This is a genomic window from Acinetobacter sp. FDAARGOS_558 (assembly GCF_003937785.1).
Taxonomy (GTDB): Bacteria; Pseudomonadota; Gammaproteobacteria; order Pseudomonadales; family Moraxellaceae; genus Acinetobacter; species Acinetobacter baumannii.
Genome location: NZ_RKJH01000002.1, coordinates 1 through 18,340, shown reverse-complemented (window position 1 = coordinate 18,340; position 18,340 = coordinate 1). Strand labels below are relative to the sequence as shown.

General features: G+C 39.1%; 5 protein-coding genes, 18 pseudogenes and 1 riboswitch. Of the genes and pseudogenes, 7 read left to right on the top strand and 16 right to left on the bottom strand.

All coding sequences use genetic code 11. The annotated features are described in order from the left end of the window. Positions 1 to 12 precede the first annotated feature (12 nt). The 11 genes and pseudogenes from EGT34_RS20580 to EGT34_RS20540 form a co-directional block, all read right to left on the bottom strand. On the bottom strand, positions 13 to 339 hold the full coding sequence (locus EGT34_RS20580; RefSeq protein WP_000801427.1) for an H-NS family nucleoid-associated regulatory protein: 327 nt from the start codon (positions 337 to 339) through the stop codon (positions 13 to 15). Positions 340 to 407: 68 nt separating this feature from the next. After that, a pseudogene (locus EGT34_RS20575) lies at positions 408 to 1,225 on the bottom strand (IS5 family transposase). 202 nt (positions 1,226 to 1,427) lie between these two features. Continuing rightward, positions 1,428 to 1,848 (bottom strand): annotated as a pseudogene (locus tag EGT34_RS20570) (acyl-CoA thioesterase). Positions 1,849 to 1,855: 7 nt separating this feature from the next. Continuing rightward, a pseudogene (locus EGT34_RS20565) lies at positions 1,856 to 3,038 on the bottom strand (heme biosynthesis protein HemY). Positions 3,039 to 3,047: 9 nt separating this feature from the next. After that, positions 3,048 to 3,868 (bottom strand): annotated as a pseudogene (locus EGT34_RS20560) (hypothetical protein). Then, positions 3,865 to 4,618 (bottom strand): annotated as a pseudogene (locus EGT34_RS20555) (uroporphyrinogen-III synthase). The pseudogenes EGT34_RS20560 and EGT34_RS20555 overlap by 4 nt, the downstream one beginning before the upstream one ends. Positions 4,619 to 4,687: 69 nt before the next feature. Beyond that, a complete protein-coding gene (locus EGT34_RS21480) occupies positions 4,688 to 4,816 on the bottom strand; it encodes a hypothetical protein (protein WP_267285292.1) in 129 nt (42 codons plus the stop codon). 151 nt (positions 4,817 to 4,967) lie between these two features. After that, positions 4,968 to 5,354 (bottom strand): annotated as a pseudogene (locus EGT34_RS21475) (hypothetical protein). A 76-nt stretch (positions 5,355 to 5,430) separates the two neighbouring features. Then, the gene (locus EGT34_RS21500) at positions 5,431 to 5,526 is read right to left on the bottom strand and encodes a hypothetical protein (protein ID WP_323808084.1); all 96 of its coding nucleotides are present in this window, start codon (positions 5,524 to 5,526) and stop codon (positions 5,431 to 5,433) included. Between the two features lie 100 nt (positions 5,527 to 5,626). Further along, positions 5,627 to 6,338, bottom strand: a pseudogene (locus EGT34_RS20545) (LytR/AlgR family response regulator transcription factor); the annotation flags it as partial. A 51-nt stretch (positions 6,339 to 6,389) separates the two neighbouring features. Beyond that, positions 6,390 to 7,495 (bottom strand): annotated as a pseudogene (locus EGT34_RS20540) (sensor histidine kinase). A gap of 31 nt (positions 7,496 to 7,526) precedes the next feature. Here EGT34_RS20540 and argH point away from each other — a divergent pair. Both argH and EGT34_RS20530 read left to right on the top strand, forming a co-directional pair. Continuing rightward, positions 7,527 to 8,941: pseudogene (argH, locus tag EGT34_RS20535) on the top strand (argininosuccinate lyase). Between the two features lie 9 nt (positions 8,942 to 8,950). After that, positions 8,951 to 9,219 (top strand): annotated as a pseudogene (locus EGT34_RS20530) (oxidative damage protection protein). 308 nt (positions 9,220 to 9,527) lie between these two features. Here EGT34_RS20530 and EGT34_RS21575 read toward each other — a convergent pair. The 5 genes and pseudogenes from EGT34_RS21575 to EGT34_RS20510 form a co-directional block, all read right to left on the bottom strand. Beyond that, positions 9,528 to 9,872, bottom strand: coding sequence for a phosphate signaling complex PhoU family protein (locus EGT34_RS21575; RefSeq protein ID WP_416376733.1), 345 nt, complete (start codon positions 9,870 to 9,872; stop codon positions 9,528 to 9,530). Next, positions 9,833 to 10,240 (bottom strand): PhoU domain-containing protein, encoded by a 408-nt coding sequence (locus EGT34_RS21570; protein ID WP_416376732.1) that lies wholly within the window; start codon positions 10,238 to 10,240, stop codon positions 9,833 to 9,835. Before EGT34_RS21570 ends, EGT34_RS21575 begins: the two co-directional genes overlap by 40 nt. Before the next feature lie 107 nt (positions 10,241 to 10,347). Further along, positions 10,348 to 11,642: pseudogene (locus tag EGT34_RS20520) on the bottom strand (TolC family protein). 92 nt (positions 11,643 to 11,734) lie between these two features. Then, positions 11,735 to 12,610, bottom strand: a pseudogene (locus tag EGT34_RS20515) (EamA family transporter). After that, positions 12,603 to 13,177: pseudogene (locus EGT34_RS20510) on the bottom strand (TetR/AcrR family transcriptional regulator). Before EGT34_RS20510 ends, EGT34_RS20515 begins: the two co-directional pseudogenes overlap by 8 nt. A gap of 108 nt (positions 13,178 to 13,285) precedes the next feature. Here EGT34_RS20510 and EGT34_RS20505 point away from each other — a divergent pair. The 5 pseudogenes from EGT34_RS20505 to EGT34_RS20485 all read left to right on the top strand — a co-directional run. Beyond that, positions 13,286 to 14,359, top strand: a pseudogene (locus tag EGT34_RS20505) (hypothetical protein). Between the two features lie 34 nt (positions 14,360 to 14,393). Continuing rightward, positions 14,394 to 14,528, top strand: a riboswitch (TPP riboswitch). A gap of 88 nt (positions 14,529 to 14,616) precedes the next feature. Further along, a pseudogene (thiC, locus tag EGT34_RS20500) lies at positions 14,617 to 16,482 on the top strand (phosphomethylpyrimidine synthase ThiC). Between the two features lie 75 nt (positions 16,483 to 16,557). Next, a pseudogene (locus EGT34_RS20495) lies at positions 16,558 to 17,178 on the top strand (NUDIX domain-containing protein). Positions 17,179 to 17,182: 4 nt separating this feature from the next. Further along, positions 17,183 to 17,985, top strand: a pseudogene (locus EGT34_RS20490) (metallophosphoesterase). Between the two features lie 204 nt (positions 17,986 to 18,189). Continuing rightward, a pseudogene (locus EGT34_RS20485) lies at positions 18,190 to 18,340 on the top strand (RNA polymerase-binding protein DksA); the annotation flags it as partial.

Below are 18,340 nucleotides of genomic sequence, written 5' to 3'. Positions count from 1 at the left end.
AAGGCAATACAATTAGATTAAGAAATCTTCAAGTTTTGCACCTTTTTCAATTTCAGCAACTAACCAACGTGGTTGTTTACCGCGACCAGTCCAAGTCTCTTCAGCATTGTTTTTGTTACGGTAACGTGGTTCTACAGATTTACGTGTTGTTTTCTTACGTTTTTGAGCGCCAAATTCTAGAAGCTGTTCAACACTAAAACCTACATTTTCAGCAATTTCGATAATTTGATTATAAGCATCTTCGATTGCTTGATCTTTTTTGCTTGCAATTAAAGCTTCTGCTTCTTCTTGTAAGCGTTTTAACTCTTCAACAGATAATTCACTAATATCCGGTTTCATTAATAAATACTCCAGTCTTACTGACAATTCAAATAATACAGACAAAATTAGACCTCTTGCGAAAGTCGTTATTGCAAGTTCATCCGATTTACCAGTGCAGCGATTAAGTTAATGCGTAAACCGAATCTTTTCCGTCTATTTCGATAGCGTTCACTTAATATTCTAAATGTTTCATTGACTATTAATATGTTCGATCACAACTCGTATTTTTCCAATCATTTATTGTACTTTTCTCAACATCAAATAGGGTAAATTCTTCTTTTTCTTTATTGGCATCAATAATTTAAAGCCATCTTGCTCTAATCCGTAGTACCCTAAATCGGTCATAACATATTTACAATGTTTGAATTTTTTAACCGTTCTTCTTGCCAATTTAATGTCATGCTGACTGCCATTCGATATATCTAGCCCTATGATTTGTTTGCTGTTCGGATGATAGATCACTTGTGCTTTTAGCGTATGTTTCTTCTTTTTACCACTGTAGAACTTACTCTGATTTTTTTTTCGGACGTTCTATTGAACATTCTGTCGCATCAATAATGACCCAGTTAAACTGTTCGTCTGCTGTGGTAATGCTTCGTTTTGGCAGAGTAAACCGTCTTGATTTCATCAATGCATCTTCAACCTTTTTAATGGTTCGATTCACATTACTTTCAGCGATATGGTAATTTGCAGCCAACTCCAATTGAGTGCTGTAATTCCGTAAGTAATTGAGTGTTAATAATAATTGATCCTCTATAGCTAAAGTATGAGGACGCCCAGATTTCTTTTTAAGTGATTCTACTTCTTTTAAAACTTCGATCATTTCACTAAAAACTGGTCGAGGTACACCAACCAAGCGCTGGAATTCAGAATCTGAAAAACGATTTAATTTCTGATATCTCATGAAATTTAGATTGAGGTGGTTTTTACTTTCGCAAGAGGTCTATTTAAAAACATTAAATCATAACCAATAGTATTTATAATCTATTCAATAAGCAATAGTTTGAAAGTCAAGTTCATCAGAATAACGCTATAAATTTACTTTTTAATTACATTAGTAATTATAATTGTAATATATTTCTTAATATTTATTTAAGCTAAATGTATTAAATCATGCCCACTGATTTTTCTAATTCAATAATTTTACTTTTTACTTTCACTTGGTATTCACATTTTAATCCTGTCATTTTATTCACAAACCAAACTGCTTCACCTGTAGCAACGATTTGCTGCTGAGATTCACTCCATAATATATAAGCCATACGGAACGCGCTCTTACGTAGCTCTTCTACACGAACCCCTACTTTCAATACATCTGGATAAAACACAGGTTTTAAATATTTGCACTGACTTGAAGCAACAACAGTATATATATTTGGAGTCAATATATTTACATTTTCCATATATAAATACGTGACTTTCAATATATCTATAATATTGCACATTATTGACATGACCAAAAGCATCCATATCTCCCCATGCTACTTTCTGGTCGTATATTACAGGGTAGACAGACAGTTCTTTCATTTTTACCTCAGATTTTAAATTTTAAAAAATTCGCATCATTTTCAAAGATTAGGTTTAACTGTTTGATTAACTCATCATCTTCTTTTAAGGTTGATTTAATACGTAAATAGCTCATTAAAATATTATCTGGATATAAACTTAATAATATTTCTGCTTCAGCTTGACGACTGTTGCCATGTAAACATGCCATTTTGCAAATGTTAAAACTGGCAATTCATATATTGAGATTCAAATTGATTAATCTTTTCTTCGACATCGGCATAGTCAGGAACCTGCTTAAGCAATTGTTGCTGAACCATAAGTAAAATACGTCCGGATCGAATTGCTCTTTGAGTAAATCAAGGTTAATGCTTCATGCTGAATACTCATTTCTGGCATACGGGCCAAAAGTTTTAACCATAACAATTTACTGCTATAAGGTCTGGTTGAATTTCTGACTCTAATCCAGATAGCGCTGTTGCAGTGCTTGTAAATCATCTATTGAAGCTTGATCAAACTGTTGAAGAAGTTGTTGTAGCCATAAATCACGATGTTCAGCGTCCAACAAACCATATTTCATAGAACGTAAGTATACCCATGGTTGTTGTAAAGCAAGCTGGCCCCAAAGCGCTGTTAACGTTGTTGATATGCTGTTCAATCTCTTCAAGCCATGGCGATAACTGATGCTGATATAAAAACTCAAGATGGGTTAAGGCACGTTCAGCTTCGTTTTGTGCCAAGAATATTTCAATACGCTGTAATTCTGCTAACTCAAAAGCCATTGGTGGGGATTGATCCAAGGCCTCTAAAGCTTTTTGGTAATCTCCACTTAAAACTAGAAATTTGGCATCAATAATATTTTTTAGAAGGCCTGATTGAGTAAAAACACGTTCGATAAATACCCGTTGATCTTCTGCAGCCTCTAATAACCAGACAATACCTAATTGTTCATACGGATGGAGGTTTTTAAACTGAAAAATATTCTCTCTCTTTCTTTGTTCCGAGAAGAATAACGCTTAATCCAAAGCCATATCACCTGAGCATAAAGCTCATCACAACAAACGTAAGGACTAATCCCCATACATTTGTTGCAATTGCAATTGCCGCCAATAGATATAAACATAACCCATACCATAGCCATAACTGAATAAGGCCAAGGCTGCAAACAGGATTAAGCTAATTAAAAAGTAAACCCACAGGAGATGCTTCATATGTCCTCCTTATGAGCCGATTAGACCAAGTGTCGATAATTTAGGAACAGCACTACTGATAATGTGCCACTTTAGCAATACGGTTTTGAGTTGTTGGCTAGTTGCATCGGGTAATTCATTTAGTTTTGCTTACAGTCTGCAACTCATTTTGATATTCAGCCATTTTTCCTTGGTTAAAGCTTGCTCAGCAATTAATAGCCTTAATTGCACTTCTTTAAGCACTACACTTCGGTTCATTAAATAATAGACGGCGTTTCTACTTTCTCAATACGGAACCATTTTTTCCACCATGACACAGCCTCGGATTGGTCCATCTCAAATTTAGGCTGCTTTAAGGCTTGCTGAATATTTTTATCAATATTCTGGAGTAAATCATCAATGAGTTGATGTCGCTGATTTGAGCAAGCACAAACTGTTGAATGGCCTGCTTATCTTGCTCAAGAGCTTGATTTAAGCTGTGTTGTAATGCAGGAGCATTCATATTGTGGTAGGGTTTGCTGTAGTTGGGTTAGATGATCTACAGCATAAATAAATTGCTGTTGGTCAATTGCAAACTGGATTAACTCTAATTTTGTTTAATTAATACGGTCGGTGCATTCCGGTTTGAACAACTTCAGTCGTTGTTAAAGGCGTTGTTTTAGAATATGACTTGGTTGATTTTGAATTTGTCTTGCAAGCAACCAATTGATCATTCAAATTGGCATATTGCTGTTCAGATTGCAGCAAGTTTTGCTGAATTCAGGGACGGTACGAAAATTGCCACATATCGTAGCTGAGCTTAGCCACCCAAGCGATGCCCAGCAAATGATGATAGAAACAAGTTTTCTCAACGAATCCTTATAATGCCTGAATGGATAATCATCCCCGAAGGCGATAAATTTCAAGTTGAATAATGTGAAAATGAGCTTGTTGCTGATCGCGATAGTCTTAACAAGTTGAAAAGGCGTGGTCCTAAAACTAATATACGCATCAGGTTGGCCTTATTTTTTAAACAAGCTCTAACCAGTATTTCCAGCTCGCCTCACTAGTAATTAAGACGAGCCATTTATCTAATTATAATTGAATTCTGTGTCAGATGTTTGAATGTCGAATATGAAGCTTGCGGACACTGCCGGCGATATAGAACAAAATTTAAAATCTGAATTCCTTGCTGTTGCAAAGTTCCATCATAATTGACGGCCGCTTCACCTCTCCAAAAGCCACGCTACCTGATTTTTGCATACGATGAAGGAGAGGTAAGTTAAGCATTCCCTCGGAAGTTTCAACCTCAGGAACATGCGCTTCAATCCCATAGTCGTGAAGACGATTAGCCGTCGCCTGTCCCACCACAATCCATTGAATATGTTTAGCTCATCTATTTTAAACCACTTTGTGTTAAATACTGCATCCCACATCAACAGCAGTAGGACTAACCACTACAATCGCTTGTGCACCAGTTAACTGCTGATAGAGTTGAGAGAGTGATTCTGAAAAGGTGAGCAACCAGTTCTAAAAGAGGTAAAGACTCGACCTGAAACCCTTCTCTGCAAGCATGAGTTAATTCAGCCGCAGCGAGTCAGTCGGGTATTAATAAACAACATAGCGTTAGTAGAGGGCCTTTAATAAATCACCAGCGCCTTGATCAAGTAAGTTCCGAGCAAGGTTTTCACCTAATTGCTGAGCATTATTCGCTTCATCTGTAAGCTCAGCCCTAATAATGTTTGCCCATCAACACTACCTACACGGCCTTCAATATGAATTTTACCATCTTGGAGTGTTGCATAACCTGCAATCGGCACCTGACAACCACCTTCAAGATAAGCATTGAATGCCGCTCAGCACGTACACATACATCTGTCTCTGGGTGTAGAAGTGGCTGAATTAAAGCCAACATTCTTGGTCATCTGCACGGCATTCCAAACCAAGGCGCCCTGTCCCACCGCAGGCAACTTACACTGGCTCGATACAGTGGCGAATGCGTTCTGCCAATCCTAAACGTTTTAAACCAGCACTCGCCAAGATAATAGCATCATATGACCATCGCTAGCTTCGCTAAGCGGGTACCGACATTACCACGTAAATCAATAATTGTAGATCTGGACGTTGTTTTAAAATTTGTGATTTACGACGTAAACTTGAGGTGCCAACTTTTGCTCCTTGCGGCAAATCAGCAAATTTTTCAAATTGATTCGAAACAAAAGCATCTAACGGATCTTCACGTTCGCAAATTACGGCCAAGTTAAACCTTCTGGTAATGCCATCGGAACATCTTTCATGAATGTACAGCAAGGTCCGCACGACCATCTAAAAGTGCTGCTTCCAATTCTTAACGAACAACCCTTTGCCACCAATTTTTGCTAAAGGTGTATCTAAAATTTTATCGCCTTGGTGACAAACTTAACCAACTCCACCGTTAAATCTGGGTGAAGCTCCTGTAACGGGCACGAATATGTTCTGCCTGCCAAAGAGCAAGTGGGCTTTGTCGTGTAGCAATTTTCAAGGTTTTCATAAATTCAAGCATGGGCTGGTCAAACAATACACCCTAAACTTAACTTGATCCCTTAAAATTGCAAGTAAAATCTCACAAGCAAAAATAAGATGAATACAGGTTAAAGTTGGTGTATCCGTTCTCTAAGGGTAGATAAATGACGGCGGCTTACGGAAAGTCTTTCATCTAAGCCACGTAAGCGAACTGATATTGGCCCGAACTTACTAGCTCCAAACCATCTAATAAGCAATCGAGACCAATGCATTACGGTGAATACGGATGAACTGATCTGCGAACTCAGTTTCAAGTTCTTTAAGTGTTTCGTCAATCAATACGCTGCCATTTTTATGACGTACCGTGACATATTTCTGATCTGCTAAAAAGTAATAGATATTTTCAACAGGAATAGCTCAACCCCACGATAGGTTTTAGCAGCAATTTGATGACGTTGTTTTTAAATCTGTAAAAGCTCAGGTTTAGCAAAGCGCTGAGCTGTGCTTGTGTTACTGGGTTATTGCTTAAATGTCTGCTCCAGCTCTTGAGGATCAATGGGCTAAGAAGATAAGCTTGTGCTTGTGACTTAAATGCCTCCAATGCATGCTGATCATAAGCTGTGCAAAACACTATGGCAGGTCGAGGATTAAGTTGGCTTAATTGCTCCGCACAGACGAGACCATTCATACCCGGCATCTGGATATCAAGTAAAATCACATCTGGGTGATGAAGCCGTGCCTGTTCCAAGGCATCTTGGCCATGATGAGCTGTTGCGACAACCTCATGTCCCATCTTTGAAACTAAACGTGACAATCGTTCCACTGCAGTGGTTCGTCATCACAATTAGCACCTCATTCATCCTCCTTGTCACCGTTACTTGGTCCATTTTTTTATGGTAACTCTGACTGACTATTATTTTGATTGTATTGATAGCTCATAATAGTGGTATATAAAGCCTCACCCTTATATACCTGGAATCTCACTGAATTCCCATAATACGCTTTTAAGCGCTGTTTAACATTTTCAAGAGCGATTCCATGCCCTTTCCGTGAATTTATTGTATCGTGTGTATAAGGGTTGGTAATGACTATACTGACCTGATTTTGCAATATTTCAACCAATACCCCAATGGTTGCTTTACCCATCATTGGCTCTACCCCATGAAAAATACTATTCTCTAATAAAGGTTGTAATGTCAATAAAGGAATAGTGACCTGTTTTAATTGCAAAGGTTCAATTTCCACTTTCCATTCGACTTTTAAACGCTCGCCCAAACGTATTTGCTCAATCATTAAATTGTTTACTAAGCTCAATTTCTTCATGCAAGCTCACCAATTTAATTCTTGAAAACTCGCCCTAAACAGTCGTGACAGGCTAATTAACATACTTCTGCTTTATCTGGATCTATCGTTATTAAACTCACCAATTATTTAGACTATTAAATAAAAAATGAGGATGAATGCGAGCCTGCATTGCCTGAATACGGGCATTTAATTCTGCATATTGTTGGTGTAACCATTGTTCTCGAACATATAAATAACGCAGACAAAAGGCCCCTAATAATATTCCATAACTTAAATATAAAGGGACATTGGTAAAATAAATGCTCCAGTCCTGCGCTATAACAGATGTTTTTTTCAAAACTCCAAACTGAAAAAAATTGCTTATTATGGTGGTTACCACAACTATCGCTTGCAGCATAACAAAGCCAATTACCAAAGCATATTTTTGCTGTAGCTGACTAAAAAAATCCTGAAAATGTTCAACCAATGCAAAAAAAGACAAAATCACCCAGTTAATAAAAACGATATATTGTAAAAGACGTGACCGTTTAATGCATGCCAGACTGCGCTTCAGCCAAAGCTAAAACCAGAGCTAAAACATTACTTGCGATAATTAATTCTAATAAATGTTGCCAACGATCAATTTCGTAAAAAAATAGAGGAATTTGATTTCGATATGCTGTAGAAACAACTTTGTTTGTGAGCTTCGGCAAGTGATATACTCTTTTTATTTACTGAGCCACCATGACCACATCTTCAATCCCCTAATTCAGCAGCCCCAAACCAAACCTCAGGTATGTGGGGTGGTCGTTTTTCTGAAGCGACGGATGCTTTTGTAGCCGAATTTACCGCCTCTGTTCATTTGACCAGCGTTTTTATAAGCAAGACATCGCTGGTTCTATTGCGCATGCTACCATGCTTGCGAAAGTTGCGTACTGACAGAAGCAGAACGAGACGACATTATTGAAGGTTTAAGCACCATTCGTGCAGAAATTGAAGCTGGAACTTTTGAATGGCGTATCGATCTTGAAGATGTTCACATGAACATTGAATCACGTTTGACTCAACGTATCGGTATTACAGGTAAAACTTCAACACTGGCCGTAGCCGTAACGACCAAGTTGCAACTGATATCCGTCTTTATCTCCGCGACGAAATTGACGACATTTTAGGCTTATTAGAGCGTTTACAAAAAGGTTGTTGGGTTGGCTGCCAAAAATGTAATACTATTATGCCTGGCTTTACACACTTACAAACAGCTCAACCGGTAACTTTCGCCATCACTTGTTGGCATGGTTTGAAATGTTAGTTCGTGATACTGAACGTCTTCAAGACTGCCGTAAGCGTGTTAACCGTATGCCACTTGTCTGCGCTCTCGCTGGTACAACTTACCCGATTGATCGTGCTTATACAGCAGAGTTACTAGGCTTTGAAGCTGTATCTGAAAACTCTCTTGATGCTGTATCTGATCGTGATTTTGCTATCGAATTTAATGCAGCAGCATCTTTAATCATGATGCATTTATCGCGTATGTCTGAAGAACTTATTCTTTGGACTTCTGCACAGTTAAATTCGTAATATTCCTGATCGCTTCTGTACTGGTTCTCAATCATGCCGCAGAAGAAAAACCCTGATGTTCCGGAACCATCCGTGGTAAATCTGGCCGCGTATTTGGTGACTTAATTAGCTTACTTACGCTTATGAAAGGTCAACCACTGGCGTACAACAAGACAACAAGAAGATAAAGAACCTTTATTTGATGCCATTGATACCGTTCGTGGTTCACTCATGGCGTTTGCTGACATGATCCCTGCATTGGTTCCAAATGTTGAAATCATGCGTGAAGCTGCTCTTCGCGGATTCTCTACAGCAACTGACCTTGCTGACTATTTAGTGAAAAAAGGCGTTGCGTTCCGTGATGCACATGAAATTGTAGGTAAAGCTGTTGCATTAGGTGTTGCTGAAGAAAAAGATTTATCTGAGTTAACACTTGAGCAATTACAACAATTCTCTGACCTAATTACAGCAGATGTATTTGATAAAGCTTTGACACTAGAAGCTTCGGTAAATGCACGTGATCATATTGCGGAACTTCACCAAAACAGGTTGAAGCTGCGATTGCACGTGCCCATAAACGTCTAGAACAGTTATACGCTTAAGGATACAAAATGAGTCGACAAGTATTTTGCCGTAAATACCAAAAGGAAATGGAAGGATTGGACTTTGCTCCATTTCCAGGTGCCAAAGGCCAAGAATTTTTGAAAATGTTTCTAAGCAAGCATGGCAAGAATGGTTACAGCACCAAACTACGCTAATTAATGAAAAGCGTTTAAACGTGTTTGAACCAGAAGCGAAAAAATTCCTTGAAGAGCAACGTGAGAAGTTCTTCAATAATGATGAGAGCGTTGAAAAAGCGGAAGGCTGGAAACCAGAATAACAGGTTTATTCCAAGCCCATCATTTTTTAAAAAGGCAGGTTTATATACATAGACCTGCCTTTTTTTACGTGAAACTTACACAAACATATAAAGCCTTACATAGAGCGCACAGGACTCTACATGACATGAAATAGCTGAAACTTTAATATCAATTCATAGCAAGTAAGACACGATCCCTGTCGTGTTTTCTCTTAATGCACTTGATTTTCTGTCCTGAACTTCCCCCCAAAGTTCGGGACATTTTTTTATCTATTATTTTAAAAAAATAAAAAAGCCTTGTCTGAAACAAGGCCTTTAAATATCTCAGCTCACATATTACTTTTCGTGTACTTTTGCTTCAATTTCTTCAATTTTGGTATGACGTGCATCAAAGCCTTTGCCATGTAAATGACTTGTTCAGCAATATTACGAGCGTGATCACCGATACGCTCTAAAGAACGTAAAACCCACATGACATTAATCACACGAGCAATATGACGCGGGTCTTCAATCATATAAGTCATTAAAGTACGCGTTGCCGACTGATATTCACGGTCAATGTCAGCATCGGCTAAAAGTACACGTAATGCCTGATCTGCATCTAAACGTGCAAAAGCATCAAGTGCGTCATGAATCATGACCCGTACTTGGTTACCAATATGACGTGTTTCCATGTAGCCACGAGAGAACCGCCCTCTTCACATAGATTTTGCGCAATACGGGCAATTTTTGCAGCTTCATCCCCAATACGCTCTAGGTCAGTATTGGCTTTGCTCATGGCAATTACCATACGCAAGTCAATTGCTGCGGATGACGACGTGCCAAAATCAGCGTCAGCCTCATCGTATTGATTGACCGCATTATCTTTAAATTGAACATCAATTGCTAAGTTCGCATCTGTATCAAGCAAAGAATGAATTGCATTGGCAACCTGTTGTTCGACCAAGCCACCCATGGTCATAAACTTTGTGTTCACATCTTGCAAATCTTCATTAAATTGAGAAGAAATATGATGGCTTAACACCGGATTACTCGGACTCAAGGGAAGCCTCCAACATGATGGCGCAGGGATAAAATGATTGAGCATTAAAACACATCAATCATTAAATTTTTATGACAAAATTAAATTTCAGATAAAAGCATTTTTTATTACTGATACGTTAACCAGCTATTTAATTCAACTAGATCTTTTCTCCTAGCTGACCTACAGCGCTTTTAAACGTAATACATTTAATAAATAGTCATACTGAGCATTAAGATAATCCTGTTTTGCTGAAAAAGCATTACGCTGCGCCAATAAAACATCGACCATACTTTTAAGCCTTCGTTATAACTTGCTTTTGAAGCTTGAGAAACAAGTGCTGAAGAGTCCATTGCCGCCTTTCTTGCTTCAAGCTTTGCTCGGTCGGTATCTACCTGCATAAAAGCACTTTTCACATCGACATTGGCACGGCGAATGGCCGCATCAAGTTGGGCTTGCGCTTTATTTAACTCCACACTGGCTTTTTAATAGAAGTTCGGGTCCGGCCTCCATTAAATAAGTTCCAGTTCATTTCTACCCCGACCTGATCAAACTTCCCATCAGTTGAAATCAGCGTTTCTGGCGTTTGTTTGGTATAACCATAACTCGCCACTGCATCTATCTGGATAAAGTGCAGCTTTTTCCACACGACGTTGATCTTCAGCATATCGCCTTTGTAAACGTGCTTGTTGAATCTTTAAATTTGCTGTTGGGCTAATCCTAACCACTCATCGAGCTGTGCCGGATAAGGTTTTGAAAGATAAAATCACTTCTCAATACAGCAAGCCTATCTTGATACGGACCAATATATTCAATAGTTGCTCTTGAGCCAATAAAAGCTGCACATTGGTAGCAATACGTTGGCTCGGGCATTTTGATATGGGCATTTGCTTCACTCACATCACTACGTGCTACCAACCTTCTTAAGCTGGCGTTCATCATATGAGCCTGTTTCAAGCAAGGCTTTTCTTCTGTAAATATGCAGCGGTAAGTCCTGCTGACGCAGTACATTAAAATAGGCTTCACTACATTAAAACATGATCTTGTTTTTGCAGTCTTAAAGTAATTTCACTAAGGGCAACCGAAGTTTTAACCGTTTATAACCTTCCCATGCATCCATACGAAAAAGAGGCTGACGGCAGATAAACTAGCCTGTTTGGTAGTCGATGTATTACTTACCAAAGCATCGGAAAGTCCTTCCTGATCAACACCAGGAAAATTTGAACGCTTTACCGTTTGTCGATTACGGTAATATTCCAGATAATTAACTGTTGGTATAAAGCGCCTGTTGCTAAGCCTAAATTAAGCTGATCTGCTTCAAACTGTGTGATTCGCTTGCCACGTCGGATCATTAGTTTGCCGCTCATAATTTCAACTAAATCAGAGCAAAACTCGACGATGTAAAACTCCATAAACCCGACAAGCATTAATTTATTTCATTGTTTAAATCAACGATAAAACTTGGCTTAAGACTAAGAAAATTTAATTTAACTCAAGCCAGTAAAAGTTTCATTTTTATGTATTTTCAGGCTTTGATAACATCAAAATACAATGAAATCAAAAACATACCTGCCCACCCATCCATGAGACACTTTCGCCAACCAAAACAATGGCAAAAATTCGCTGCAACAAGAGTTCAAATAAGTTAAAGTGGTGGCTTTACTGCATTACAGTTTTTAACCCGAAACCAAAAGCAAATAACCCAAAAACATAGGAATCAGCATCATATAGCCAGCAACAAGTAAATTTGTTGAACTTTGCAGTAGCCCACCACCTGTAATTAATAAAGTTGGAAGCAAGATGACTGCCCCACCACCCATATCATCCCATTGCAGCTTAGCAGCAATACCCGATCTATAATCTTTGCGGCCCATGAATAAATGAATAGGTTGCACCCGCTACCAGCCCAAGAAAAATACCAAAAATTTTATTCCATTCATTTGTACTCTCTGTGCTGCGTGGCTTTCGCCCATAGATAATAAACTTACCCCACAACACCCAACACAAACTTAGGAACCACGTTTTAGATAAAACTTTACGGTCAAAGAATCGCTCTAAACTGCTGCAATGAGTGAGCCGAACAATTGAAACCACCGTACCAATCGTAATTCCGGCATAATGCATGAAGAATAAAAAGCTAGTGATATATCCCAACGCCACAACACCTAAAAGAATAATAGAATATTTCGCCCAATAAATTGTCGATGTTCCCGAATGGCCTGAATGCATCAATGCCTGTAAAAGCCCACCTCCCCCCCATAGCAACCGCGCCAATTGCAAGTGGTCGAGTGTTGGGCAAATGCTGCGGCTGTGCCCGTGGTTCCCCATAAGAAAGAGGCTACTAAAATTGCAATAGTGCCACCATAACTACTATTTTAATAAGCTAATCATGTCGGCATTCCGATCTAAATATCTTCTGCCATTTGTCTCGCTAATGAAGTTGACGGCTACTACCCTCTAAACCAGCTCTTGCCATCGACCCTTCTAATAAAAAAGAAAGTTGTGCGGCGATATAGCTAACACGCTGTGAATCTTTTAATAAGCGATTTAAATGCTCGGCAACAATCGCCTCAACTTGTTCTTTATGTTGTCTTACAGCATTTCGTCCTGAACTGTTCGCTGGGAACTCTGCGGCAGCATTTAATAGCCCACATCCTCTAAAACCCTTTTCATAAGCAAACTCGGCATGATCTTGATAGGCATCAAATACGGCCAAAATAGCTTCTTTAGCTGTTTTTTTTTTCTAAACGCTTTTGATAAAGGTCTAACCACTCTTGATGTCGTGCAGCAATATAGGCATCAACAAGTTCACCTTTTGAAGAAAAATTATGTAAAGCGACATTTTGGCTACATCTGCTTTAGCCGTAACCGTATTAATTCCTGTTGCGGTAATGCCATCGTTATAAAACAGTGTTGCCGCTGCATCGAGAATTTCTGTCTTGCTGTTCTATCATTCATAGCTTTTACTTAAGTAGACCGACCTACCTAATAAAAGATTTCTAACAGTGATGCAATCTTTTTAAGCGTTATAATTTGAGCAATATCAATTTCGATAAAAATATAAAGATGAAAAAAATTCTAATGATGAGTATGTGCAGTGCACTACTTTTAGCTGGCTGCAATAAAACCTCACAGCAAGATCAAACTGTATCTAAAGAGCAAAAATCAACTGCGCAAAAGGCCACCGAACAGCGAGACAGTAGTTGCTTGCAAATTATGGTAGCCATGCACACGATTAATCAGAACAGTAAAATAGAAGACTTAAATCAAATTAATGAAAAGCTTAAAAACTGTGTTCCTTCGTTAAAAAATGAGGAACAGCTTAAGCTAATTGATGCATCAACAACCATGTATCAACGTTTTCTTAAACAAGACTACACTGATAAAACAGCTAGAGCTTTTGAAGCATTTGGCTATGCTGTTTTAGAACAGAAACAAGACCTTAAAAAGGTGATTCAAAGTCAGAAAAAGCTCTTCGCCCAACTGAGCCCGCGTGATCAATATTTACTTCAACATGAAGGCCAAGCCTATATTGAGCTGCTCTATCAAGGTGAAGGTATGTTTACTTATCGTCGCCAGCCAAACTACTTAGTTGATGTTTTTTCTAAGGCTTTACCTGCTGACCAGAAAGAATTTTTATCTCGTATGGCGAAAGACAATCAAGACATTTTCTATAACGATGGTGCTTTGGCTGTTTCATGGAAAGAGCTCACTGAACGTGCTTTATTTGGGAAAATTTATTCAAAAATATCCAAAGAGTTATTTTATTAATGATGCCAAATTACTCTTCAATGAATATCGATACTTCATTTCTTTGGTCTAGATAATACGCCTGTGTCGGATGAATATGCCCCGAACACATGGTTTGACCAAGATGCACTTCAGCAAATCCGCTTTTTATCAACTCAGAGCCAATCAAGTTTAGCGAAACCTGCCCAACAATTTCTCAAGTTATTGCCACCCTGTCGATGAGCGCAATAAGCAATTTAAAATAGATTTAACTGATGAAAATAGGCAAAAGAAATCTACCTATCAGATGTGCATGAACAACTTGAACAGTTATTAAAATTTGATTCGCCATGGAACACGGAAGTCTATCGTGACTGCCATATAGATGCGGTTTGTATAGATACAAATTGACAATGCCAGCCAACCTAAAACATGTTAGTCTTTAAATCGCTTGACGGAGCGCGAGTAATAGCTCGCTGAGATTGTGTAAATTTCGTGTTATCGCAACACCAGTTTGATCACAAGTACCGTTGAACCTGATCAGGTTAAGACCTGCGTAGGAATCAAGCCATCTGAAAACCTAAGCCCTCAATTTATCTAGTTCAAGATAAATCCGCCATCGTTTTGGTCGTGCTTGATTCGTTGATGTTATTCATAAGGATCATGTGATGAACCAATTAACGAATCTCTCTTCTGCTGAAATTTCAGCACAACAACAAGATGCAAAGACTTAACCCGCATCTTACCCGCTTCTAAAAAAGTTTATATTGAAGGCTCTCGCCCTGATATTCAGGTTCCAATGCGAGAAATTTCTTTAACCGATACCCCAACTGGCCTTGGTGTGAGCACAACCCACCTATTATGGTATATGACACTTCAGGTGTTTATACTGACCCGAATGTTCAAATTGATTAAATAAAGGTTTACCTTCAGTTCGTCAAAAATGGATTGAAGAGCGTAACGATACTGACGTTCTTTCTGGCCTAACTTCAAAGTTTGGACAGAGCGTTTAAAAGATATTCGTACTGCTGATATTCGCTTTGCACATATTCAAAACCCACGCCGTGCTAAAGCAGGCAAAAATGTCACTCAAATGCACTATGCCAAGCAAGGTATTATCACGCCTGAAATGGAATATATTGCAATTCGTGAAAATCAGCGTCAACGCGAAGCTGTAGATATGCGTCAGCACCCAGGTCAAAACTTTGGTGCGAAAAACTTAAAAGAAATTACACCTGAGTTTGTTCGCCAAGAAGTTGCCGAAGGCCGCGCTATTATTCCTGCCAACATTAACCACCCAGAACTTGAACCAATGATTATTGGCCGTAATTTCTTGGTTAAGATTAATGCCAATATTGGTAACTCGGCGCTTGGTTCTTCAATTGATGAAGAAGTTGCGAAAATGACATGGGCAACCCGTTGGGGCGCTGACACCATTATGGACTTGTCTACAGGTAAGAACATTCATGAAACACGTGAATGGATTATTCGTAACTCACCAGTTCCAATCGGTACCGTACCAATTTATCAAGCACTTGAAAAAGTTGATGGTGTTGCCGAGAACCTGACTTGGGAAATCTTTAAAGACACGCTTATTGAACAAGCTGAACAAGGTGTTGACTACTTCACCATTCACGCAGGTGTTCTACTTCGTTATGTGCCACTTACAGCAAACCGTTTAACAGGTATTGTGTCTCGTGGTGGTTCAATCATGGCGCAGTGGTGTCTCGCTCATCATGAAGAGAACTTCTTATACACACACTTCGATGAAATCTGTGAAATCATGAAAGCCTATGATGTGTCATTTAGCTTAGGCGATGGCTTACGTCCGGGTTGTATTCAAGATGCAAATGACGAAGCGCAGTTCAGCGAACTTAAACACTGGGTGAGCTGACTCACCGTGCATGGGAACATGATGTGCAGGTCATGATCGAAGGTCCGGGCCACGTACCAATGCACATGATTAAAGAACATGGACTTGCAGTTAGAAGTATGTAAAGAAGCTCCATTCTATACGCTTGGGCCTTTAACTACAGACATCGCTCCGGGTTACGACCACATTACTTCTGCTATTGGTGCAGCTATGATTGGCTGTATGGTACAGCAATGCTTTGCTATGTGACACCTAAAGAACATTTAGGTTTGCCAAACAAGAAAGATGTGAAAGACGGAATTATTACCTACAAGATTGCAGCACACGCAGCCGATCTTGCCAAAGGTCATCCGGGTGCACAGGTTCGTGATAATGCCTTGTCTAAGCACGTTTCGAATTCCGTTGGGACGACCAGTTCAACCTAAGTCTAGACCCAGATACAGCACGCAGCATGCATGACGAGACTTTACCAAAAGAAGCGCATAAATCTGCTCACTTTTGCTCAATGTGTGGTCCAAAATTCTGTTCGATGAAAATCACCCAGAATGTTCGTGACTATGCCAACAATCTCACCAATAGCGATTCAGAGGTTGAAGAAGGCCTCAAAGCGATGAAAGAGGTTTATCAAGAGCAAGGACAAAAACTGTATCATAAAGTGTAAATATTCAAAAAAAACACTTGCCTAGCCATGATTCTCGGTTAGGATGAAATAAATAGATTTCGTCCTGATCGAATCATGAGTATTGTCGAGCGTCCAAGTTATACATATAAAGATGTCGAAGTAACATCACGTGAACCTCTGTTCAGTGGTTTATTCAAGTTGAAAAGTCAGCCTTCGACATCGTCTATTTAATCAATCTGAATATACTCCTGTATTGCAGCGCGAACTTGTGCATCGGCCTGAAGCGGCTGGCGTTCTACTCTACAATGATCAAAAACAACAGTTTGCCCTGATTGAACAGTTTCGTGTTGGTGCTTTAGATGACTCCCATTCGCCATGGCAACTCGAAATTATCGCAGGCGTATTAGATGGCAATGAATCACCAGAAAGTTGCATTCGACGCGAGAGCCTGAAGAATCAGGTTGCGAAGTTCAGGATTTAGAACATCTATTTAGTTTTACCCATCAGCTGGCGCCTGTTCAGAGTTATTTCATCTGTACGTTGCCGAAACCAATTTACCTGCTGTAGGTGGTGTTTTTGGGTAGATAATGAGGGTGAAAATATTCAGCTGCATTTGTTTAGTTATAGTGAAATTCAAACACTACTCAACAGCGGACGTTTAAAAATGCCCCTGTTATTATGGCATTACAATGGCTGGCTCAACACAGCAAAACGATAATAAATCCGAAGAGGTAGGACGGTGACTTTTCAAGTCTCAACACTTTCACAAAAAAATCATGTCATCATACAAATTACCGATACACATTTATTGGAGTATCCACAGCTAGAATTTGTGGGGATGAATCCTGAAGAAAGTTTCCACGCCATTATTCAACAGATACTAAAACAACATCCCGAAGCTGATGCGATTATTCATACCGGTGACCTCGCACAAGCCCCAACACCTATTACCTACAACGTTATATCAATTTTATGCAAACCTTGGTCTGCCTTTTTTCCAGACCCTCTAATCATGACAATGTCGACCACTTTCCTCTACATAACGAAACCATCAACAACCTGTAGTTGTCGGTTTAGGAAACTGGCGTGTGATTATGCTAATAGCGCTGTAAAGGGAAAAGTAGATGGTCATCTGTCTTCGGAACAATTAGAAAATTTAGCGAAATTACTTGAACAATTTGCAGATCATCCTGTTTTGCTGCTTGTCATCACCATCCATTTGCCATGAAATCAAAATGGATTGACCACCATAAGCTTCAAAACTCAAATGCACTTTTAGATACTTTAAGTCCATTTCAAAACGTGAAGGCCTAGTCTGCGGGCATGTTCATCAAGATTCCTTAATATCTGGCAAGGTATCGAGTTTTTTCTACGCCTTCCACAAGTGTACAGTTTAAGCCGTTTAGTAATGATTTTGCACTCGACCAAAATGCACCGGGTTATCGTTACATTCGTCTGAATAACGATGGTAGTTTTGAAACAAAAGTGTTTCGCCTTGAAAATTTCAAAACCCGTATAAATACTGATATTTCAGGTTATTAGCCCTAAAGTTTATATAACGCAAAAGAATTATGACTAGGGTAAACACGTTTTGAAATATTTACGGGACAGAATGACTATCATCTTGCAGGAAAATCTATATGATGACGACCCGATGGAAAAATCCATCGATGGTTTCTATAAAAACACTTGCATCACCATATTTTTGCGTATAGATAATACGTGTATGATGAGGAATGCCCTATTATGGCGAATGACAACCACAACCAAGTTTGATGAACATACAGAAGTTGTAGTAGAAGGTGATAAAGCTTCTGCAAAACGTGCACGTAAAGTGAAACCTAAAACTTCTGACGTAGGCTCAACTGCAAGTTATTTGGTATTGCACCTTATCAAC